Origin of the sequence: Pedobacter nyackensis, assembly GCF_900176505.1 — a bacterium.
GTDB lineage: Bacteria > Bacteroidota > Bacteroidia > Sphingobacteriales > Sphingobacteriaceae > Pedobacter > Pedobacter nyackensis.
Map to the genome: position 1 here is coordinate 205,116 of NZ_FWYB01000005.1, position 21,943 is coordinate 227,058.

Here is a 21,943-nt window from a genome sequence, read left to right on the forward strand (position 1 = left end):
TTGTGTTGTGCAAACAATTTTTTGTTAAACAAAATTCCTTACTTTGCAGGACCGATCAGATCCAGAAAGTTGAAAAATATTACTATAAAAACCATATCAGAAGCGACTCAGGTTTCTTTAACCACAGTTTCGCGTGTATTGAATGGCGTATCGAAGAAGTTTAGGATTAGCCCGGCTACAGAAGCCAAAGTTTTAGAAGCTGCTGAACGATTAGGTTATACACCAAACCAGACAGCCATCAATTTAAGGTTGAATAAAAGCTTTTCTATTGGACTTGTAATTCCAACGCTTGCCAATCCTTTTTTTTCTAATATTGCAAGCATCGTTAATCAGGCCCTACACGCTAAAGGATATTCGGTTTTGGTTACTGACTGCAATGAAGAAGAAAAAACAGAAATTGATGCCGTAAGACAGTTGGCGGCTCGTAATATTGACGGGATGATTATTATTCCATCCGGAAAAGATAAAAAGCATTTTGAGTTACTACTTAAACAAGAAATACCTGTGGTTTTTATAGATCGCTATTTTAATGATCTTCCGATTTCATATGTTTCTACGGACCATTATGAAGGTGCGTTTCTTATGGTTAACCACTTGATTGCTTCTGGACATAAACGGATTGCCTGTATACAGGGAGCACATCATGTCATGTCTAACCGCGAAAGAGTAAGAGGATATAGTGAGGCTATGAAGGCGCAAAAGTTACCCGAATATTACATTGGAGGGAGCAGCTTTACTTATGAAGATGGGTATCTTGAAACCAAATTATTAATGCAAAAAAGTGAGAAGCCAACGGCTATTTTCGCACTCAGTGATACCATCCTTTTGGGTGTTTTAAAAGCGCTTACGGAGGATGGCTATCGTATTCCTGAGGATATTTCGATTGCAACATTTGATAATTCCATATATCTGGATTTTTTGGCCTGTCCGGTTACCAGTATTTCTCAACCTATTTCTGATGTTGCCCAGATTGCTATCAGGTTATTGCTGAATAAAATAGATCAGAAAAGTAACCATGAGGAATCTACTAATGGGCAAGAGAATATTCTGATTGTACCCTCAATCATCTATCGTAAATCTGTTAAAAGTCTCTTATAAATCTTTCCGGTGTTTCTAGTTCGATGCTGTAATTTGCATTCCTCAAATCATCTGGCATAAGGTATGTACAGGTCGATAAGTGCATTTATCTTAAAATGAATTTGTTCGATTTGAGGTTTGATTTGCGCAATCGTTAATTCATTTTAAATGAAATCTGCTTTTTTTGAGTTTTTTCTGAAGATTCCAGTCTGGGATTTAATCGTTATGGCGCTTCTTTTTTAGCAGTTTGCTCATCTGATAAGCTGTCTGAATTATTTTAAATGCGGTTTTTATCTTCGTTAAGCTATGAAAGAGATTTTTTTTATTTTCTCTTTTGGATAATGTAAAAATTTTATATCTTGAACAAACGTTATCGCAACGTATTAACCAAGTATAAAGTTTAATAATGACGAGTTTTTCATTGCTCATTGAGGGTGAGTATTGTTCGCTTTGGACTGCAATAAATACAAGTCAAGATTAAACCGTAGAACCTAATTTGTTTACGGAGATGAAAAGGATATTTACTTTTATTTTTTTTAAGATTTTGCTAATCAATGGGGGGCTGGCCCAGGTCTTTACCAATACCTATTATTCTCAAAATGTAATTCCACAATTAGTTGTTGAGAAGTCAACAATATATACCCCTCTTCCATCAAATTGGCATTATACACACCATCCCTCTATTGTTTATTTCAATGGTAAGTTGATTTCAATTTTTTCCAGTGGAATTAATGGTGAGGATGAGGCTGATCAAAGGGTGATGATCTCTGATTCTAAAGATTTTAAGATATGGTCTGCTCCTGTAGTGCTTCGCAGTCCGACCGTTTCAGGAAATGTGCTTACTCCAGGTGGATTATATGTTATTGACAATAAGCTGGTAGTTTACTACACGGAAAACGGAATAGGTCCGAAAAATAGCCGAACCAATGTGAAGTTATATGCGATTAATTCCCTGGATGGGACGAATTGGTCTGAGTCTATTAATTTAGACGTATCGGTATTCCCATGTCATAGGCCTACCAGGCTTTCATCGGGCAGGTTCATATTAACCGGAAACAGGAGCTTTTATTACACCGATCATTTTTCGGGTACTGCTGGATGGAAGGCTGCTGTCAGACCCGATTTTTCACCAGGCCAAACTGCTACGCTGGTAGAAGGTTCAATAATAGTGCATCAGGATAGTGTTTATACCTTGTTTAGAAGCACCGGGGCTACTTATGATGGTTTTTTATGGCAGGAATCCAGTAAAGATGGATCTGTATGGACGGCACCTCGGAAAACGAATTTTACTGATAATAACACTAAATCCCACCTGGGTAGATTGCCTGATGGAAGATATTATTATGTCGGAACTCCGGATACTTTAAAAGTGAATAGGGGTAAACGAACACCTCTTGTTTTATCGCTTTCTGACGATGGATTTAACTTTAATCAGAATTACATTATTGCCAGCGACAATTATGTGAAGCAGTTTGCAGGTCGTTATAAAGATGGTCAGTTTGGATATCCATACACGATTATACATGATGGTTGTATGTATGTGATTTTGTCTAGACATAAGGAGAAACTGGAAGTGATGCGCTTTGCGCTAAACCAATTAAATAAGACAAAAACAGGTAACGTTAATCCGAATTAAAAATCGGCTAAGTCGCTGTAAATAAAAACCACTACTAACTTTTGTTAACCAAATTAACCAAATATGAAAATACTTAGACTTAAAACAGGCTATGCCTCAAATGAAACAGAATTCGCTTTGATAACACCTTAAATTATAGATAATGAAAAACTTTTTATATGTGATTTTGGCTGTAATGCTCTGTACTTCGTGTAATAAATTTGCAACTGATGTTGATTTTGCGGTATCAGTTGAGCCCGAAAATAACTTACAGGAAGTCCAGACTCAAATTTTTACTAATTCCTATTATTCGCAAACTGCAATTCCACAGCTAACCGTTCAGAAGGCAATAATATATGCCCCTCTTCCATCAAATTGGCATTATACACATCACCCCTCCATTGTTTATTTTAATGGTAAGTTGATTTCAATTTTTTCCAGTGGGGTTAATGGTGAAGACGAGGCTGGACAAAGGGTGATGATTTCTGATTCGGAAGATTTCAATAGCTGGTCTGCATCGGCAGTGCTTCGGAGTCCGACTATTTCTGGAAATGTGCTTACCCCTGGTGGATTATATGTTATTGATAATAAGCTGGTAGTCTATTATACAGAAAATGGTATAGGACCGAATAATACCCGGATTAACGTAAAACTGTATGCTATTAATTCATTGGATGGGGTAAATTGGTCCGCACCCATTGATTTGGGAATATCAGTATTTCCCTGCCATAGGCCCACCAGGCTTTCGTCGGGTAGGTTTATACTAACTGGAAACAGGAATTTTTATTACACCGATCATGTATCGGGTACTGCGGGGTGGAAAGGTACGGTCAGGCCAGATTTTATGCCCGGTCAGACTGCAACATTAGTAGAGGGCTCAATAATAGAACATCTGGATAGCGTTTACACTTTGTTTAGAAGTACAGGTGTAACTTATGATGGGTTTTTATGGCAAGAATCCAGTAAAGATGGCGTAGTGTGGACCGCGCCGAAGAAAACGAATTTTACGGATAATAATACGAAATCCCACCTAGGTAAATTGCCTGACGGAAGGTATTACTATGTCGGCACTCCGGACACTTTGACGGTGAATAGAGGCAAGCGAACACCTCTTGTTTTGTCTACTTCTGTGGATGGGTTTAATTTCAATCAGAACTACATTATTGCGAACGATAATTACGTAAAACAGTACCCAGGCCGTTATAAGGACGGTCAGTTTGGCTATCCATATACGATTATACATGATGGTAATATGTATGTGATTTTGTCCAGACAAAAGGAGCAACTGGAGGTGCTTCGTTTTGAGTTGAGCCAATTACAATAAAATAAAAGCAAATAGCGGTCCCTTGTTTTATGGACGATAGGCTTAATTGCTCCAAATGTAATAGTGCCGTAATAGGTGTTACTGTGAACCCCCTTAATAGAATATGATGAAAACTAAAAGCATTTTTTTTATGATTTGCTGTACTTTTTTAAGTGTAGCATTTGTACAGGCGCAAACTCGCGTAACTGGGATTGTACTTAGCGACGAAAAGGACCCTTTGCCGGGCGTAATTGTTTCGTTGAAAAATACAGCAATAAAAATATATACCGATGGATCAGGTAAATTTACAATTAACACCAAATCAAAAGATGATGTGCTGGTTTTTTCGTACGTAGGTTTTAAAACTTTGACGTTGCCGGTTCAGAATAAAACAACGTTCAATGTAATTTTAGAGAAAGAACTGAATAATCTTGATGAAGTAGTGGTTATTGGTTATGGAGAAGTAAAGCAGAAGGATTTAACAGGAGCAGTTGGAAAAGTTAATCTTAATGATTTGCTGAAAGCGCCTGTTGGCAGATTTGATGAGGCATTAGGAGGAAGGGTAGCAGGAGTTTCTGTTGTCTCAAGTGAAGGAATGCCGGGAAGTGAAATGAACATTGTGATCAGGGGAAATAATTCTGTTACCCAACAAAATTCACCTTTGTATGTAATAGATGGTTTTCCTTCAGAGGAATCCGTAAGTAATGTGATCAATCCTTCAGATATTGAATCTTATACTATTTTAAAGGATGCATCGGCTACAGCAATTTATGGTGCAAGAGCTGCAAATGGAGTTATTGTGATTACCACCAAGAAAGGTAAGATAGGCGCAGCAAGAGTAAGTTATGATGGGAGTTACGCTGTTTCTACTGTTACAAAAAAAATCCCTTTGTTAAATGCTTACGAATTTGTTAAGCTCCAGTCGGAAAACTTTACTGCAGCAGATTTTACCGCAAGGTATTTGAGCGGTAATGAAAAGAGCATAGAGGATTACAGGAATGTTAAAACTGTCGACTGGCAGGATATGATATTTAGAACTGCTGGTACGCAGAATCATAACGTCAATGTTTCCGGAGGGACCCCGCAAACCCGTTACAGCGTTAGCTTATCGGCCTTTGATCAGGACGGGACGATTAGAAACTCTAATTATAGCAGGTATCAGGGCAGGATAAATCTGGACCAGAAAATCAGTGAAAAATTTAGATTTGGCATCAATAGTAACTTTGCGAGGTTTACGCAAACCGGTGAATCACCCTCGCAGGTGTTGTACTCAAATAGTGCGAATCTGTTAAGAAATGTATGGAGCTACCGTCCATTGGCAAGTGTAAACAATGTTGATCTGATTAATGATTTAATTGATGAGTCTATCAGTTCTTCATCTGATTTGCGCATTAATCCTCTGGATATTGTAAACAATGAATATAAAAAACGATTTAATGATGATATCAGGATAAACTCTAATCTTGAGTATAATATCATTCGTGGATTAAAACTTAAAATTTCCGGGGGTATATCGAATCTTGCGTCGCGTTATGATCAGTTTAACAATACCCGAACAAGGAGTGGAAATCAGTTCAGGCAGGATGGGGTAAATGCATCGGTGGATCAGCGTAAAAACTTTAGCTGGTTAAATGAGAATACATTAACATATAATGGTTCATTTGATACGAAAAAGAAACATGCTTTTGATATAATGGTTGGAGAAACCATGCAGGGTGGAGAAACCAATTTTCTTTCTCAGCGCGTAGTCAATATTCCGAATGAAGATCTTGGAATGTCTGGTATGAGCCAGGGAAACACACAGAAAACGACTGCATTGAATAGTGAATGGCAATTGTTGTCCTTCTTGTCAAGGTTCAATTATAATTATAAGTCAAAATATTATGTTACGGCCACAATTAGAGCAGATGGTTCTTCTAAATTTCCTGAAGCAAACAGATGGGGATATTTTCCTTCATTAGGGTTAGGCTGGAACATCCATGAAGAAAGTTTTTTGAAAAATGTTGGCTTTATATCTAGTGCCAAGCTTAGGGGCAGTTGGGGACAAACAGGAAATAACCGTATTCCGGAATATGCTTATTGGGCGCAAATGAGGTCTCTGATTTCCAGAGATGGAGATGTTTATTCTTCTGAATATGTTTTTAATGATGCCAATTCTACTGGTTATGCAGTTACGTCGCCTGGTAATGAGCAGCTTAAATGGGAAACAACTACTCAGACGGATCTCGGATTTGATTTGAGTCTTTTTAATCAAAGGATGTCCCTTACTGCTGATGTTTATAAGAAAGTTACTGATGGTCTGTTGCTTAACGCGAATCTTCCTCCTTCGTTTGGCTTTAGCTCGGCATTAATGAATATAGGTAAGGTGAGTAATCAGGGCTTGGAACTTACATTGGAAAGTCAGAATATTAAAACCAAGTCTTTCCAGTGGAGCTCCAGTTTTAACATTTCATTCAATAAAAATGAAGTGATTGCCTTATCAAGAAACGAAGAAAGTCTGGTTAGTGTGATTTCCTATTCTAATGCGTATATAGCCAGAATAGGGCAGCCCTTGGGTTTAATGTATGGCTATGCTTACGAGGGAACCTATAAATACAATGATTTTGATTTAATGCCTGATGGAAAGTACGTGTTGAAAGCAAATTTGCCTAATAATGGAACTGATCGTACAGGTATTCTTCCGGGAGATATCAAATTTAAAGATATTAATGGTGACGGAATAGTGAACAATGCTGATGCAACAGTTATTGGCAGGGGTATTCCAATTCATACTGGTGGTTTTTCCAATAATTTTCAATATAAAGGTTTTGACCTGAATGTTTTCTTCCAGTGGTCTTACGGAAATAATATTTATAACTCAGATAAGATGTTTTTTGCGAGGGGTAAACCTGAAGTGAATTACAATAGGTTTGCTACTTATGCAGATCGCTGGACTCCGGAAAATCCAAATAGTGATATTCCAAGAGTTGGCGGTTGGGGGACAGGTGTTTTCTCTTCTTATGAAGTGGAGGATGGTTCTTTCTTAAGGCTAAAAACAGTTGCATTGGGTTATACGTTGCCATCTGCCCTAACTAAAAAGCTATCTGCTAAAAAGATTCGTGTATATGTTTCGGGACAGAATTTAATTACCTGGACAAATTATACTGGGTATGATCCTGAAGTTTCAACGAAAAACACAGCGTTAACACCTGGATTTGATGGTTCGTCGTATCCAAGAGCATATGTATTAAATTTTGGTTTAAACTTTATTTATTAATCATGAGAAAGCTAAGAAATTTGATAGTGGTATTCATCGCTATATTGCTTAATGCTTGCAATACATTAGAATTGAAGCCAGAAGGCTTTATTTCTCCAGAAGTATTTTATAAAAATGAGAATGAAGCCTTCATGGCTTTAACCGGGGTCTATAATCCGCTGGCTAATGAATCTTTTTACGGTAGAGATTGGTTTTATGCATTTAATATACAAGATGATCTGGGCTATTACGACCGTAATTATACCAATGAAGAATTGTTCCTGAATAACTTTTCATATACCAATGCCAGAGTCAATAATCTATGGAAAAACCTATACACGGGCATAAACCGTGCTAATTCGTTTTTAGAAAACATCGATCGTGTATCATTTAAAGATGACACCTTAAAAGAAGCCTACCGTGGAGAAGCCATGTTTTTAAGGGCGTATTATTATTTCATTCTTTCGAGTATGTGGGGTGATGTGCCATTCAGAGATAAATCTGTTCAATCGGTATCACAGGAATCCCAGCTCGCAGCAACGTCGGCAACTGATATTTTTAGTTTTGTAGTGACGCAAATGGAAGCCGCGGTACCTAAAGTGTACGATGCTGATAAGCTTACGGCTGTGGGACGAATCTCTAAATCTGCGATTCGGGGTATTTTAGCCAGGGTTTATTTAAAGATGGCCGGGAACCCACTAAATCTCGGTAAACCGGCTTACGAAAAAGCGCTTTTCTGGGCAAATGAAGTTAAAAAAAGTGGTAAGCATACTTTAAATTCAGACTATACACAGGTATTTATCAATTATGTAAAAGATGTTACTGATGTAACATTTAGAGAAAGTATTTGGGAAATTGAGTTTAAAGGCAACCGCCTGGATGGACATGAAACTGCTGGCCTACTTGGTAGTTATAATGGCATTTACAATAATGATAATGTTAGCGAGGATACCCCTGGATATTGCTATGGCTATCTATCCTGCACATTAAAATTGGAAGACCTTTACAAATTACCAGAAGATGCGGTTAGAAAAACCTGGAATCTGGCTGCTTTCCGTTACAATTACAATACTACAACTAAAGTAAGGACAAAAACAAATTGGACAACAGCTCAATTGGTCTATAGAAATGCGGGTAAATTTAGGAGAGAATACGAACTCGTATCCCCGAAGGCCAGAGATTACACCCCAATAAACTTCCCTGTTTTGCGCTATGCAGATGTATTGCTGATGATTGCTGAAGCTGACAATGAAGTTAATACCGCGCCATCTGCTCTGGCCTATGAATGCTTAAATGCCGTACGGAAAAGGGCTATGCCTACTGCTGTAGCTGTAGCAGGATTAACGCAGACCACTTTCAGACAAATGCTGAGGGACGAAAGAGCACGTGAACTTTGCTTTGAAGGCGAAAGAAAAAATGACCTGATTCGCTGGGGTATTTATGTAGAAGCCATGACAAATGGAAGAAAAACTATGGTGGCTGATGCAAGATGGCATGTAAATAAGAGATACGCTTCTGCTATTGCAGATTATACCTCAGAAAGGCATATGTTGTATCCGATCCCTAGTTCTGAGTTGGCAACCAATCAGAAAATGAAACAAAACCCACTTTGGTAATCATTTAAATTATAGATAATGAAAAACTTTTTATACGTGATTTTGGCTGTGATCCTCTTTACTTCATGTAACAAATTTTCAGCCGTAAGTGATTTTTCGGTTTCACTTGACCCTGAAAACACCTATGAAGTGAACAAAACGATCACCTTTAATTTTGATGGAAACCCTAACTATTTAACTTTTTATTCAGGGGAGTTGGGTAATAACTACAAATTGTTAGATAGGAGCATGGTAGACCCAGAAGGACTGCAGGCGTTTATACAATTTAAGGTTAAGGTAGAAGATGCGGCACCTGACAATACTTTAAAGCTGATGATCTCCGATAACTTTACAGGCTTAACGACTAAGAATTATAAAGCCGATTCGACAGCAATTTTTGATTCGGAATGGACCGACCTAAGCACCGCGGCGCAGTTCCCGATTGCTCAAAATGGAGAAGCTAACGTGAATTTGGATATTTCTCAATATTTAACAAAGCCAACATCTATTGCTTTTAAGTATGTAGCAGTACCTAATGCAACTAAAAAGCAACCTAAATGGACGATTTCTAATTTGCATATTTTATTGGAATCTCCAAATGGAGATCAGGTAGAAAGCCTGGACTCAACCCGAAGAGGTTTTGTTCCTTTTGATTTTTTAGATAAGATAACGCCTTATACCAATAGAACTACCGAGGGCCGCTGGAATGTTTCATTTCCTCAAACCACCATGGTGTTGGCTAGTACAGCCGCTGGCCTTACAAAACCATCCAATTTAGATTGGGTCATTTCTAAACCGACAATCTTGAATCAAACCAGTCGCGATTTGGGTATTGTGGTTAAAAGCATGCAGGAGAGAAAGACTTCCTTTGGTTATAAATTTTCTAAAGCTGGTGACTATGAAGTAGTGTTCGTTGCCAAAAACTCCAATTTTGAAAATGAAAGTGTAGTGGTAAAACGTCTGACTGTTAGCATAAAATAATTCGAACCCATGATGATTAATTTTTATAAAATAAAAGTTCCATTACTGTTGGCAATAGTATACTTAAGTATGCCTTCAGTATCGTTTTCTCAAGAAAAGAATATTGATGATATGGAAATGGTGACGGTTCCATCCGGCTTTTTTTACATGGGATCTAATGGACTAAAAGAGAATTTCGATGAAAAACCAATTCATAAAGTAAACCTGAGCAATCAATTTAAAGTATCTGCTACTGAGATTACGAATAAACAGTATGAGTTGTTTGATCCGGAGCATAAAAAACACAGAGGTAAAAATGGTTTCTCTAACGATGATGATGAAGCTGTTGTTTATGTAAGTTGGAATGATGCCATGGCCTACTGTAAATGGCTTTCAAAGAAAGAAGGCAAAACGTATCGCTTACCTACCGAAGCGGAATGGGAATATGCCTGCAGAGCAAATACTTATTCTACGTTTTCAAATGGAGATAAATTGCCCGAAAATGTATTAAAATGGCAAGACAAGCCTGAATCTATATCCTTGCAAAAGCTAACCGTAAGAAAATCTAAACCAAATGGTTTTGGCTTGTATGATATGCATGGTAATGTAGAAGAATGGTGTATGGATTGGTATGGTCCTTATAAAAAAGAGGAAATCACTAATCCATCAGGGTATGCTTCAGGAAATTATAAGGTAACGAGAGGAGGTAGCCACAATAATTTTATGAATTCATTAAGGTCAGCTAATCGTTCTGCACTGATTCCTGATGATAGAAATTATTTGACAGGGTTTAGAATAGTAGAGGTGAACTATACTGCCGGACCATATTATCCGGCAGAAAACGTAAGCCCACTAAATCAGCAAAATGTTAGTCAGACTACTTTTAAATGGATTCAGAACGAGCGGCCTGTATTTTTAGCACCAATTGAATACATCAAAAGTCCAGATTGTGAATCGCGGCCTACTATGTATGCGCATAACCATTGCCCGGCAATTACCTGGTGCCGAAATGGAGATTTGTTGGCCATTTGGTTTTCTACGGAAAGTGAATTTGGTACTGAAATGGCTATCTGGGCCAGCAGGTTAAGGGCCGGTAATAAGGAATGGGATAAAGCATCTCTATTTTATAAAGTACCAGACAGAAATATGACTGGTTCATCTCTTTTTTATGATAAAGAGAGCGGAACATTATTTCATATGAATGGGATGTCACCTTCTGGTTGGTGGAAAAATATGGCTTTGATTTTACGATCATCAAATGATAATGGAGCTACCTGGACTAAGGGAAATATTATAGCTCCAGATCATAGCCAAAGGCATCAGGTTATTGCAGGGATGTTTAAAACCAAACGCGGCTGGCTTGTGCAACCTTGTGATGCAGGGCCTGGTGTTGCGGATGGTTCGGCCTTGTGTATCAGTAAAGATCAGGGTTTAACCTGGAGCGATCCTGCGGGAGCACTGGAATTGCCTTTGTTTGAAGAGGGTAAGACAGGAGGGAGTATAGCTGGAATACATGCTGGAGTGGTTGAGTTAAATAATGGAGATCTGATGGCTTTAGGAAGATCTAATGATATCGTTAATGCTGAGGGTATAAAAAAGATGCCTTTAAGTATTTCAAAAGATGGAGGGAAAACCTGGAGTTATCAGGCATCAGAATTTCCTCCCATATCAGGTGGACAGCGTTTGATATTCATGCGTTTAAACGAAGGTCCCCTATTGCTGGTATCTTTCACACACCATCCTTTAAGATCCGTAGGGGACAAGGCTGGAATGATCATAAACGGGAAAAAAGTTTATGGAATATTTGCCTCCGTTTCGTATGATGAAGGGAAAACATGGCCCTTGAAAAGACTTTTGTCTGATGGTAAACACCGCTTTATGGATGGAGGTGCCTGGACAGGGAGTTTTATCATGGACGAAACTCATTCAGAGCCAAGGGGCTATTTTGCTGCCACACAATCCCCAGACGGAATAGTGCATCTCATAAGCAGTAAAAATCATTATAGATTTAATCTTAAATGGCTGGAAACAAATAAAATTAACCAATCTAAATAAAACTTTATGTTCATTATTGAAAACTATTCACTCGCTGTACTCTTTTGTTTCATTACGATGTTATGTTGGGGGTCCTGGGGCAACACGTTAAAATTAGCTACAAAAACCTGGAGGTTCGAACTCTTTTATTGGGACTATGTGATCGGCGTATTATTGTTCTCCTTGTTTTCAGCCTTAACGCTCGGAAGCATTGGAAGCCAGGGACGTAGTTTTATTCCGGATTTGATGCAGGCAGATTTCTCGAATGTGTCATCCGCTTTTATAGGCGGAGTGATATTTAATCTTTCTAATATTCTGTTGTCTGCTGCTATTGCAATTTCAGGAATGGCAGTAGCCTTCCCATTAGGCGTTGGATTAGCCCTGGTATTGGGTGTAGTGATCAATTACATCAGTACACCAAAAGGAGATCCGGTTGTGCTGTTTGTGGGAGTGGCTTTAATTACAATTGCCATATTGCTTAATGCCAAGGCCTATAAAAATATGGGTTCAAATAGCAGTTCAACTACAAAGGGAATTGTAATAGCCGTTGTAGCCGGTATTTTAATGTCTGTGTTTTACAGATTTATTGCGGCATCTATGGATGTTGACAATTTCGCAAACCCTCAGATGGGTAAAATGACTCCTTACACAGCGGTATTTATTTTTTCAGTAGGCATGTTTGTCAGTAATTTTATAATTAATACCGTTGTAATGAGAAAGCCCTTTGTGGGCTTGCCGGTATCTTATAAGGATTACTTCAATGGTAATTTTAAAACTCATTTAATTGGCGTTTTTGGGGGAGCTGTTTGGGGGTTGGGGAATTCCCTGAATCTTATTGCCGCCGGTAAAGCAGGGGCCGCCATATCCTATGGCCTTGGGCAGGGAGCAACAATGATCGCTGCATTATGGGGGGTGTTTATCTGGAAAGAGTTTAAAGGTGGGCCAAAGGTGAACAATATCTATCTCACTATGATGTTTGTCCTGTTTTTTATAGGCATTGGCTTAATCATTTATGCAGGTACTTAACAAATTATAAAAAAAAATAATATTATATGAAACTAGTAAAGTTTATCTCAACTTGTTTAATAAGTACTGTTTATTTCAATGCGTTAGGGCAAGGTCCCATTCTGATACAGAAGCAGATTAATAATCATCTTGTAATGGATGGTACAAAAAAACCTTTAGAAAGAGGATGGAGCTTGATTACCCCGGCAGAGCAAAAAAAAGGGGAGGTGTCTTTGGTCAAAGCTGAGGGAATTAATATAAAATGCCTGGAAGGCGAAGCGATTACTTTTGGTGTAACTCAAGGTACCGTTCCTGAGTTTAAACCTTCCAATAATTACACCATAGAAGTTAAAGCAAAAATAGTTAAGAATAATGGGCGAGGATTAGATCTCTACGTCCGCGACGGCAAAAATGTAAGCAGACTCATCTGCATAACACATAATCGGGTTATTATAAATGGCGAAAAAGTACCTGTTGCTACATTAAACGGTAAAGAATTCCATACTTATCGTTTAGCCGTAGAGCGGGAGGAACGTAAAATGCATATCTACATAGATGGTATTTATAAATCAACGTCAGACCTTGTTTTACACGGTGGTAAGCCTCTTTTTTCCTTCGGAAAAGGAAATGTTAAGTCTGATACCGAGATCGTTATCAATTATATAACCTATGACCTTACCGGGGCATATGCCCCTAATATTTAGCATAATTACAAATACATTGCAAACGCTTTTTGATAAACATTAGAATGAAGAATGGAATTTTAGTAATAGGAAGTACAAATATAGATATGGTAGCATCAGTATCCCATCTTCCGGTTCCGGGAGAAACGATTGGAGATGCTACGTTTTCAGTAAAATATGGTGGAAAGGGTGCGAACCAAGCCATTGCTGCAGCAAGAGCGGGCGGAGAGGTGACTTTTTTTTCTTTCCTGGGGGATGACAGTTACGGAAATGCGCTTATTAACCACTTTCGGGAGAATCAAATCAACAGCTCTTATATCGTACAGGAAGCAGGTGTCCCGACTGGGACGGCTTTTATTTTTGTTGCAGAGAATGGAGAAAATTGTATCGTTGTTGCACCTGGTGCCAATAAGGAAATGTCGCTGGAGCGGATTAACGATTTTATGACTTCCATCAGAAATTACAAGGCTGTAATTCTACAACTGGAAATTCCAGGGGAAACTGTCTACGCAATCATTAAGGAAGCCTACAGAAATCAGGTTAAAGTTATATTCAATCCATCGCCATGCCATAGCTCTGCAATTGACATATTAAAGTATACAGATGTGTTAATCGTTAACGAGATAGAGGCTACCGAATTGGCGGAATTGAAAAATACTAAAGTCCCGATTCATGTTATCGCTAAAAAGCTTCAGGAAAAGAATGTTGGTGTAGTCATAGTTACGCTTGGTGAGAACGGATGTTACGTGCTATCTGCGGATGTGGATCAATATTTTAGGGGCCACAGAGTTAATGTAGTAGATACGACTGGTGCCGGCGATACCTTTTGCGGCTCCTTTACCAGCAAATTTATGGAAAGCAATGATCTTGTAAAGTCTGTAGAGTATGCATTGGCTTCATCAGCTATTGCTGTTACAAAACTTGGGGCGCAAACAGCTATTCCAGTTAAAGAAGAGGTCGACAGTTTTTTAATTAAACAATCAGCATATGAAATTTAAACAAGTTTTCTTTCTGGCTGTTGCAGCAACGTGTATTTTAAGTAGCTATGCAGAAGCACATAAAACGCCACTGACCGTTATTTTCGAAACGGATATGGGGAACGATATTGATGATGTATTGGCATTGGACATGTTATACAAGTATCAGGATGCGGGGGTAATTAAAATTGCTGCGATTTCTAATAATAAGGGTAATAATTATTCTATACCTTTTATTGATTTACTGAATCGTTGGTATGGTTACCCTAATATCCCTCTGGGAAATGTGGAGCCACCAAAAATTCGGGAAGGTAAAAAGATATCATATGTCGAATATGTTTCGAACTTAAAAAATGAGCAGCGGTCTGATCTTTTTGAAAGAAAGCTAAGCCCAGGTTCAACTGTAGAAGGTTCTGTAGCGATGTATAGAAGGATTTTATCCGGGCAACCCGATAAATCAGTTGTTATTATTTCTGTTGGATTTTTAACAAACCTGTCGAGGTTGCTCAATTCTCCTGCTGACAAATACAGTCCCCTTAATGGTAAAGAACTGATTAATAAAAAAGTCAAATTTATGAGCCTGATGGGCGGGGATTTTAGATCAGATAGAAGCAAAGAATTTAATATACGCTATGATATTGCTGCGGCTAAGGATGTTTTCAGTAACTGGCCTGGTGATATATTTGTAAGTCCCTGGGAACTTGGGGGGGCTGTTGTTTTTCCGGGGGATCTCATAAAGACTGAACTTGGGTATACACCTGCCCATCCTTTAAAACAAGCATACGAGTATTATTTAACCATGCCCTATGACAGGCCAACCTGGGATCTTACCTCTGTGCTTTATGCTGTAGAGCCTTTAAAACAATACTTCAAAGTGTCGAAAGCCGGCTTTATTGAAACAGATGATAAAGGCGCTACCTTTTTCAATAAAAGTAAAAAGGGCAATAGGTATATCCTTACCGCAGATAAACGGCAGCAAGAAACCATGCTGTTAAGATTTAAAGCGCTCGTACAACAAAAACCTAAACTATAGCCAATTGGCTTCAAATTTATATGCTGATGAAATCAATCGCCAACATTCTATTATTATGCTTATTCTTTTCGGGCGTTAAAGCTGAAATAAAGCTCCCCTCATTACTCATGGACAACATGGTTTTGCAACAAAATACTGCGGTGCGTTTATGGGGTGAAGCAAACGTTAATACCGAAGTATTAGTAAAAACATCCTGGGACCATAAAACGTATAAAGCCAAATCTAATGCTGAAGGTAGTTGGGAGATTAAAGTCGCTACAATTGCCGGAAGCTATACACCTTATACTATTTCCATTAGTGATGGACAGGAAAAGCGCTTGACCAATATTTTACTTGGTGAAGTTTGGCTTTGTGGTGGGCAATCTAATATGGAAATGAGCACTCGTGGATTTACCAATCAACCATTGTTTAATGCTAATGATGAGATGCTTGATTCAGATTTTCCGGAAATCAGGTTGTTTTCGGTAAGAAGAGAATTTAATACCCAGCCGCAGGAGGACTGTAAAGGAAACTGGAGGTTGGCCAATTCTCAATCTGTAGAGACTTTCAGTTCTGTTGGTTTCAATTTCGCTAAAATATTAAACAAGACATTAAAAGTACCTATAGGGCTAATAGGATGTTACTGGGGTGGTTCAAGGATTGAGGCCTGGATGAGTGAAGATAAACTTAAGCAGTTTATCAAGGTGGATATTAAATCCGAAAGTTTAACGCCCGCTCTTGCCAATAGAGCACCAACACTTTTATACAATGGGATGCTGAGTCCTGTTTCCAAATTCACCATTAAAGGCTGTGTTTTTTATCAGGGCGAAGCGAATGTTACAAATCCGGCTGCATACCTAAAGCTTTTTCCAGAAATGGTTCGTAACTGGCGCGAAAGTTTTGGCAACGATTTTCCTTTTTACTATGTGCAACTTGCTCCTTTTAGCTACGAGAATATGGGTTGGAATGCTAATGGTACAGAAGTAGCCATTTTTAGAGAAGTTCAGCAGAAAGCACTTGCTTTAATTCCAAATGCAGGAATGGTTGGAACAGCAGATATTGGTTCAGTATCAACCATCCATCCTCCTGATAAACGTACTGTAGCGAAAAGACTGGCTTACTATACATTATTTAAAACATACAATCTGACTGGGATCGGGGGAGTGCCGCCTGGTTATCTTTCTTATGCGGTAGACAACCAAAAAATAATTGTCGAGCTTGATAATGTAGGCTATGGAATATCTGCTTATGGCGAACAAATTGAAGGATTTGAAATTGCTGGGGCAGATAAAGTTTATCATAAGGCAAATGCAGAGATTGTGAAAGGAGCAAAGAATAAAATAGCGCTAAAAAGTGATCAAGTTAAAGATCCTATATCAGTAAGGTACTGTTATAAAAATTATAGCTATGGTAATATTTATAACAGTTATGGAATAGGACTTTTACCTTTCAGGAGCGACACCTATTAAAAAATTATAGCGTCTATTTAAAAATGGAATATGATAATTTAGTACACTAAGTGGAGAAAAATTATAACAAAGCTATCTTCGCATAAGTTTAATTTAGGTTCTTCTAATTTTGATATTAGAACCAAACTTAAATTATAAGCTATTTTAAAATATGAAAATTAGAAATATCAGTGGGATTTTATCTGTAAGTTGCTTGGTTGTCATTGGTTTAGTTAATAAACCGATAGATGTAAATGCACAACTTACAAAGGCGCCAGATTTTCAGTTTCTAAAATACAATAATCCCGGTTTAACCGTTGATCTTGGTGTGGGGTTATGGGCCTGGCCAATTCCCATTGATTATGATGAAGATGGGGATATGGATCTGGTGGTTTCCAGCCAGGGGAAGCCGTTTAATGGAGTTTATTTGTTTGAAAATACCAGTGGCGACAAGAATCCTGTGTTTGCAAAGCCGGTGTTGCTTGCTAAATCAATAAAAGATATCCAGGTTTCTTTTATTGATGGTAAGCCACGCTTTACTGTACCTGGTGCAGAGCTGATCAATTTTACTAAAACTTTTGCTAAGGAAAAGAAAAAGCTGTTTCCTGCCGATTCTATTATGAAAGATATTAAAGGCAGAAACCGCTTTAACCAATGGAAACTGGTGGACTATGATCATGATGGAGATGTTGATATTGTAGTAGGGGTGGATGACTGGATTGATTACGGATGGGATAACGCTTATGACAAAAAAGGGAACTGGACAAACGGACCGCTTCATGGTTATGTTTATCTCATTGAAAATCAGAATGGAAATTATGTAAATAAAGGCCGGATTAAAGCTGGAGGTAAGGAACTGGATGTTTACGGTGCACCCACGCCGAATTTTGCAGATTTTGATGGTGATGGAGATCTGGACTTGATTTGTGGAGAATTTTTAGATAAACTGACTTATTTTGAAAATTTTGGCACAAAGGAAAAGCCTGTTTATGCGCAGGGTAGACATTTGGCTAATGATGCAGGTGTAATAAAGATGGACCTGGAGATGATCATACCAGTTTCTGTAGACTGGGATAAGGATGGTCATGTTGATCTTGTAGTGGGAGATGAAGACGGGCGTGTCGCCTTTATCGAAAATACAGGAAAAGTAAAGAATGGAATGCCTCAATTTAAGTCTCCGGTATATTTTAAGCAGGAAGCAGATAACGTAAAGTTTGGTGCGTTGGTAACGCCTTTTAGCACAGACTGGGATGGGGATGGCGATGAGGATATCATTTGCGGTAATTCAGCTGGACATATTGCTTTCATAGAAAATCTGGGGGGTTATAATGGAATGCCGCGTTGGGCAGCGCCTAAATTGTTGCAAAGTGATGGAAAAGTTATCAGGATACAGGCAGGAAATAATGCCTCTATACAGGGGCCTGCTGAAGCTAAGTGGGGTTATACCACACTCTCTGTTGCAGATTGGGATGGTGATGGACCTAAAGACCTTATTGTAAATTCTATATGGGGGAAAGTTGTTTGGTATAAAAATACTGGAACTAAAACTGCACCTAAACTTGCAAAAGAACAGCAGGTTAATGTAGATTGGGGGAATTCGGCCGTCCCAAAGCCAACATGGAACTGGTGGAGCCCTGAACCAAAATCACTGGTCACACAGTGGCGTACAACTCCTTATGCTATAGACTGGAATAAGGATGGATTGACGGATTTGGTTATGCTGGATACAGGTGGTTACTTGTCTTATTTCGAACGTTTTAAAAAGGGGAATGAACTGCTGTTAAAACAACCTAAGAGAATATTTCAGGCAACCGATTTTGCCGGATATAACGGAAATCACAAAGTAACAGATAGCCTGGCGGGTTTGATAAGATTAAATACGTTAAAATTTGGTGCCAGTGGAAGGCGGAAATTCACGATTGTGGATTGGGACCTTGATGGAAAACCGGATATACTGGTAAATAGTATAAATGTAAGTCTGATGAAAAATATGGGTGTGAAGAATGGCTTGGTACAACTTAAGGATCAGGGACTGCTTGCGGAGTTGGTACTTGCGGGTCATGACACTAGTCCAACTACGGTAGACTGGAATAAAGACGGTATTCCTGATCTTTTAGTCGGTGCCGAAGATGGACATATTTATTATCTGCCTAATCCTGAAAAAAAAAAGTAATGCAGGAAAGACAATTAACAACTGATGCAAAGGGACATTTCTTAAATACCAATCAATGCTTTTCGGCAGATGGTAAATGGCTTGTTTATGATACCCGAAATGATGATAGTAAAATAGCCAGTACAGGTAGTATTGAGATGGTGAATGTGGTTACAGGGGAAGCAAAGCAGCTATATCACACGAAAAATCAAACTGAGTATGGCCCCGGACTTGGTGCTGTCTCTTTTTCTCCTGCGGCCGAACGGGTAATATTCATCCATGGAATAAGAAATTCTGATGAAAAAAATCCATACGGCTTTACCCGCAGAACGGGAGTGGGAATTGATGTTAATCATCCTGAACTGCCCATTTTTATGGATGCGAGGGATCTTAAATCGCCATTTACTCCAGGCGCGCTACGTGGGGGAACTCATGCCCATTCATGGAGTGGGGATGGGCAATGGCTGAGCTTTACCTATAACGATTATGTTATAGAGCAGTTGAGTAAAACTAATCCTGATGTTCAGGACCTGAGAACAGTGGGTGTAATGTTTCCCGCAAAGGTAGAGGTTGTGGATGATGCAAGTGGTGAAAACAACAGCGGCCAAATGTTTGCTGTAGTGGTAACCAGGGTTACAGAAAATCCGATAGCCGATAGTGATGATATCGATAAGGCCTTTGATGAATGTTGGATTGGGAAAAAAGGTTATCAGAAAGCAGATGGAAATTGGCAGGAAAGGGCAATTGCTTTTCAGGGAAATGTAAAGGACAAAAATGGATTGAGTAAAACAGAGATTTTTGTAGTTGATCTACCTGCTGATCTGAGGATGGGAGAAAAGCTTGCCGGAACTGCCAGCAGCAGGCCAGATGTTCCGGAAGGTGTAAAGCAAAGAAGGATTACATTTACTAAAGAAGGTGTGCTTGGACCACGTCATTGGCTGAGGTCAAGTTCTGACGGAACTAAGATTGGTTTCTTGTCAAAAGCCCCATCTGGCTTTATCAATGCTTTTACCGTGTCGCCAAACGGAGGACCGGTTAAGCAGATTAGTTTTCATCAGTTTGATATACAAAGTGGATTAAATTTTAGTCCGGATGGTGAGTATATCAGTTATGTGGCACAAAATGCTGTTTACATTACTGAGCTGGCTACAGGGATATCAAAGCAATTAACAGAAAGTTCAAGTGAAGAGGATAGACCTGTAAGTTCTGTAATCTGGAGCCCAGATGGTAAGACCTTGGCCTATAACCGATATGTAAAAAAGAACGACAGGTTCTTGCAGATTTTTTTGTTGAAATAAAAAGCTCAACGCCATATCTTTCGATTTGGTTTCGATTACTTCCGCAGTCGAATTTTAAATAAGAAATAAATATGCCTCCGTTATTTCAGCTCAGGTTGAGTTTTAAAGAGGGAGTGTTGGTGTCTGCCGATAAGGTTAATAAACCAGTAGCTGCACGTTATGCGTTTAAAGCCTGGACATCGGGCGATTTGTTTAACAAATACGGCCTAACAGCTTCATCTTTTCGAACGGATAACTGGGAGATTAAATAAAAAAGGAAAAATCCCCCGGATGATTCATCCGGGGGATTTTTCGAAATGATTTTTATATGGGTTGTTAATGGTGAAATCTCCGTTGTTAGCGGTATTCTTAATTAGATAATAAAGTACAGATGTTTGATAATGAGTGTGATGAGTTGCTTTTGAATGTTTCTGAGATTTAGTTAACCAAAATCAAACTAATACATCTTTGGATAATAATGGATCAAGATTATATGAAGCATATTTTTTTATTGATGATCCTATGGACATTACTTTTAATTTATTTAATAACGGATTTGCAGGTAAGTGCGCCAACGGGAACAACGGCTTTTGAAAGTGCTAAACCTATAAAAAATGGCAAACTCATGCATCTTTCAGGAAAGGCATCTGGGAACTGAGCTAAACGTTTAGTTTCTATTTAAAAACGCCAGGGTCTTTTCTACAACTTCCTGTAAATCCTTTGGCAGTTGGTCTGCGGTGTAAGGGTGGGACGCACCATAAACGTGATTAGCGCCTTCAATCTTCTGTATTTTTGCGTTCAGTTGTTTTTGTGCCAGATCCAGGGCGACGCTAAACTTAACATTGATGTCATCGTCTCCATGTAAGATTAACCAGGGAATTTTTATACGTTTTGCTGCATTTAGAATGTTGAATTGATCTTTGTGGTGGTTAAAGTCATCAAGCAAGGTGCTGTTTAAAGGCATTTTTTCTTTTGTTCGGGCATTCTCCACATAGATTCTTCCCGTTTTGATCCATTCCGTTTCCTGTTCTTTTTTCCACAGACTGGAGAAATCAGAAATGGCCGACCAGGTAATTAGTTTGCTGATCCTGCTATCTCTTGCTCCCTGAATGATCGCCAGGCCACCACCTCGGCTATGACCTATCAGAGAAATGGATGTTGACGGAAAAGTTGAAGACACATAGTCGATGACCGAATTAACATCTGATAATTCTTTGCTGATGGTATTGGAGGCAAAGGCTTCCATATCAGTCACATCGTTTGGATTTTGCGCCGTAACCCCGCTATGCGACAGATTAAATTTGATATATCTGTAGCCATTTGAAGCAAAAAAAGCAGCAGTTAAGTGATGAGCTCCCCAATCTTTAAAACCTTTAAAGCCATGAATGAAAATTATTGTGGCTGAATTTGGGTTTTTGTCATCATAAGTAGCATCCCCTAGAATTGTTTTCCCTGCCGCTCCATTCAATGTAAAGTGCGCTGATTTGATCATATGTAGCTACGTGTATGGTGTTTAGCTAATATAACAAAATTAAAATGGGGATGTTTATGGGGGTGATATTATTTAAAA

16 protein-coding genes are annotated in these 21,943 nt (G+C 38.7%); 15 read left to right on the forward strand and 1 reads right to left on the reverse strand.

Going from position 1 to position 21,943, the window contains the following annotated elements; genetic code table 11:
* The first annotated feature begins 21 nt into the window (after window positions 1–21).
* From B9A18_RS11855 to B9A18_RS11930, 15 genes are all read left to right on the forward strand, one after another.
* Window positions 22–1,098 (forward strand): LacI family DNA-binding transcriptional regulator, encoded by a 1,077-nt coding sequence (locus B9A18_RS11855; protein ID WP_235005306.1) that lies wholly within the window; start codon window positions 22–24, stop codon window positions 1,096–1,098.
* 487 nt (window positions 1,099–1,585) lie between these two features.
* A complete protein-coding gene (locus tag B9A18_RS11865; protein WP_084289504.1) occupies window positions 1,586–2,713 on the forward strand; it encodes an exo-alpha-sialidase in 1,128 nt (375 codons plus the stop codon).
* Between the two features lie 142 nt (window positions 2,714–2,855).
* The gene (locus tag B9A18_RS11870; RefSeq protein WP_084289505.1) at window positions 2,856–4,016 is read left to right on the forward strand and encodes an exo-alpha-sialidase; all 1,161 of its coding nucleotides are present in this window, start codon (window positions 2,856–2,858) and stop codon (window positions 4,014–4,016) included.
* 103 nt (window positions 4,017–4,119) lie between these two features.
* A complete protein-coding gene (locus B9A18_RS11875; RefSeq protein WP_235005307.1) occupies window positions 4,120–7,251 on the forward strand; it encodes a SusC/RagA family TonB-linked outer membrane protein in 3,132 nt (1,043 codons plus the stop codon).
* Window positions 7,252–7,253: 2 nt separating this feature from the next.
* The gene (locus B9A18_RS11880) at window positions 7,254–8,846 is read left to right on the forward strand and encodes a RagB/SusD family nutrient uptake outer membrane protein (RefSeq protein ID WP_084289506.1); all 1,593 of its coding nucleotides are present in this window, start codon (window positions 7,254–7,256) and stop codon (window positions 8,844–8,846) included.
* Window positions 8,847–8,864: 18 nt separating this feature from the next.
* The gene (locus tag B9A18_RS11885; protein ID WP_084289507.1) at window positions 8,865–9,806 is read left to right on the forward strand and encodes a DUF5017 domain-containing protein; all 942 of its coding nucleotides are present in this window, start codon (window positions 8,865–8,867) and stop codon (window positions 9,804–9,806) included.
* A gap of 9 nt (window positions 9,807–9,815) precedes the next feature.
* Window positions 9,816–11,840, forward strand: a complete 2,025-nt coding sequence (locus tag B9A18_RS11890) for an SUMF1/EgtB/PvdO family nonheme iron enzyme (protein WP_235005308.1) — start codon at window positions 9,816–9,818, stop codon at window positions 11,838–11,840.
* Window positions 11,841–11,846: 6 nt separating this feature from the next.
* A complete protein-coding gene (locus B9A18_RS11895) occupies window positions 11,847–12,845 on the forward strand; it encodes a GRP family sugar transporter (RefSeq protein ID WP_084289509.1) in 999 nt (332 codons plus the stop codon).
* A gap of 26 nt (window positions 12,846–12,871) precedes the next feature.
* Complete coding sequence (locus B9A18_RS11900; protein WP_084289510.1) at window positions 12,872–13,528, forward strand: hypothetical protein; 657 nt, start codon at window positions 12,872–12,874, stop codon at window positions 13,526–13,528.
* A gap of 44 nt (window positions 13,529–13,572) precedes the next feature.
* Window positions 13,573–14,505, forward strand: a complete 933-nt coding sequence (rbsK, locus tag B9A18_RS11905; RefSeq protein WP_084289511.1) for a ribokinase — start codon at window positions 13,573–13,575, stop codon at window positions 14,503–14,505.
* Complete coding sequence (locus B9A18_RS11910; RefSeq protein WP_084289512.1) at window positions 14,495–15,517, forward strand: nucleoside hydrolase; 1,023 nt, start codon at window positions 14,495–14,497, stop codon at window positions 15,515–15,517. The genes rbsK and B9A18_RS11910 overlap by 11 nt, the downstream gene beginning before the upstream one ends.
* Before the next feature lie 26 nt (window positions 15,518–15,543).
* Window positions 15,544–16,965, forward strand: coding sequence for a sialate O-acetylesterase (locus B9A18_RS11915; protein ID WP_159452650.1), 1,422 nt, complete (start codon window positions 15,544–15,546; stop codon window positions 16,963–16,965).
* Between the two features lie 151 nt (window positions 16,966–17,116).
* The gene (locus B9A18_RS11920; RefSeq protein WP_084289514.1) at window positions 17,117–19,117 is read left to right on the forward strand and encodes an FG-GAP repeat domain-containing protein; all 2,001 of its coding nucleotides are present in this window, start codon (window positions 17,117–17,119) and stop codon (window positions 19,115–19,117) included.
* The gene (locus B9A18_RS11925) at window positions 19,117–20,394 is read left to right on the forward strand and encodes a DUF3748 domain-containing protein (RefSeq protein WP_084289515.1); all 1,278 of its coding nucleotides are present in this window, start codon (window positions 19,117–19,119) and stop codon (window positions 20,392–20,394) included. The genes B9A18_RS11920 and B9A18_RS11925 overlap by 1 nt, the downstream gene beginning before the upstream one ends.
* A gap of 71 nt (window positions 20,395–20,465) precedes the next feature.
* Window positions 20,466–20,645: a hypothetical protein gene (locus B9A18_RS11930; protein WP_084289516.1), complete on the forward strand. Its 180-nt coding sequence runs from the start codon at window positions 20,466–20,468 to the stop codon at window positions 20,643–20,645.
* Window positions 20,646–21,040: 395 nt separating this feature from the next.
* Here the strand turns inward: B9A18_RS11930 and B9A18_RS11940 are convergent, their stop codons facing one another.
* Window positions 21,041–21,865 (reverse strand): alpha/beta hydrolase family protein, encoded by an 825-nt coding sequence (locus B9A18_RS11940; RefSeq protein ID WP_084289518.1) that lies wholly within the window; start codon window positions 21,863–21,865, stop codon window positions 21,041–21,043.
* Between the last annotated feature and the right edge of the window lie 78 nt (window positions 21,866–21,943).

Coding starts and splice junctions, on each gene's coding strand:
- B9A18_RS11895 (WP_084289509.1), top strand. CDS start 11,847: ATGTTCATTATTGAAAACTATTCACTCGCTGTACTCTTTTGTTTCATT.
- B9A18_RS11865 (WP_084289504.1), top strand. CDS start 1,586: ATGAAAAGGATATTTACTTTTATTTTTTTTAAGATTTTGCTAATCAAT.
- B9A18_RS11890 (WP_235005308.1), top strand. CDS start 9,816: ATGATGATTAATTTTTATAAAATAAAAGTTCCATTACTGTTGGCAATA.
- B9A18_RS11940 (WP_084289518.1), bottom strand. CDS start 21,865: ATGATCAAATCAGCGCACTTTACATTGAATGGAGCGGCAGGGAAAACA.
- B9A18_RS11910 (WP_084289512.1), top strand. CDS start 14,495: ATGAAATTTAAACAAGTTTTCTTTCTGGCTGTTGCAGCAACGTGTATT.
- B9A18_RS11925 (WP_084289515.1), top strand. CDS start 19,117: ATGCAGGAAAGACAATTAACAACTGATGCAAAGGGACATTTCTTAAAT.
- B9A18_RS11880 (WP_084289506.1), top strand. CDS start 7,254: ATGAGAAAGCTAAGAAATTTGATAGTGGTATTCATCGCTATATTGCTT.
- B9A18_RS11900 (WP_084289510.1), top strand. CDS start 12,872: ATGAAACTAGTAAAGTTTATCTCAACTTGTTTAATAAGTACTGTTTAT.
- B9A18_RS11920 (WP_084289514.1), top strand. CDS start 17,117: ATGAAAATTAGAAATATCAGTGGGATTTTATCTGTAAGTTGCTTGGTT.
- B9A18_RS11915 (WP_159452650.1), top strand. CDS start 15,544: ATGAAATCAATCGCCAACATTCTATTATTATGCTTATTCTTTTCGGGC.
- B9A18_RS11930 (WP_084289516.1), top strand. CDS start 20,466: ATGCCTCCGTTATTTCAGCTCAGGTTGAGTTTTAAAGAGGGAGTGTTG.
- rbsK (WP_084289511.1), top strand. CDS start 13,573: ATGAAGAATGGAATTTTAGTAATAGGAAGTACAAATATAGATATGGTA.
- B9A18_RS11875 (WP_235005307.1), top strand. CDS start 4,120: ATGATGAAAACTAAAAGCATTTTTTTTATGATTTGCTGTACTTTTTTA.
- B9A18_RS11870 (WP_084289505.1), top strand. CDS start 2,856: ATGAAAAACTTTTTATATGTGATTTTGGCTGTAATGCTCTGTACTTCG.
- B9A18_RS11885 (WP_084289507.1), top strand. CDS start 8,865: ATGAAAAACTTTTTATACGTGATTTTGGCTGTGATCCTCTTTACTTCA.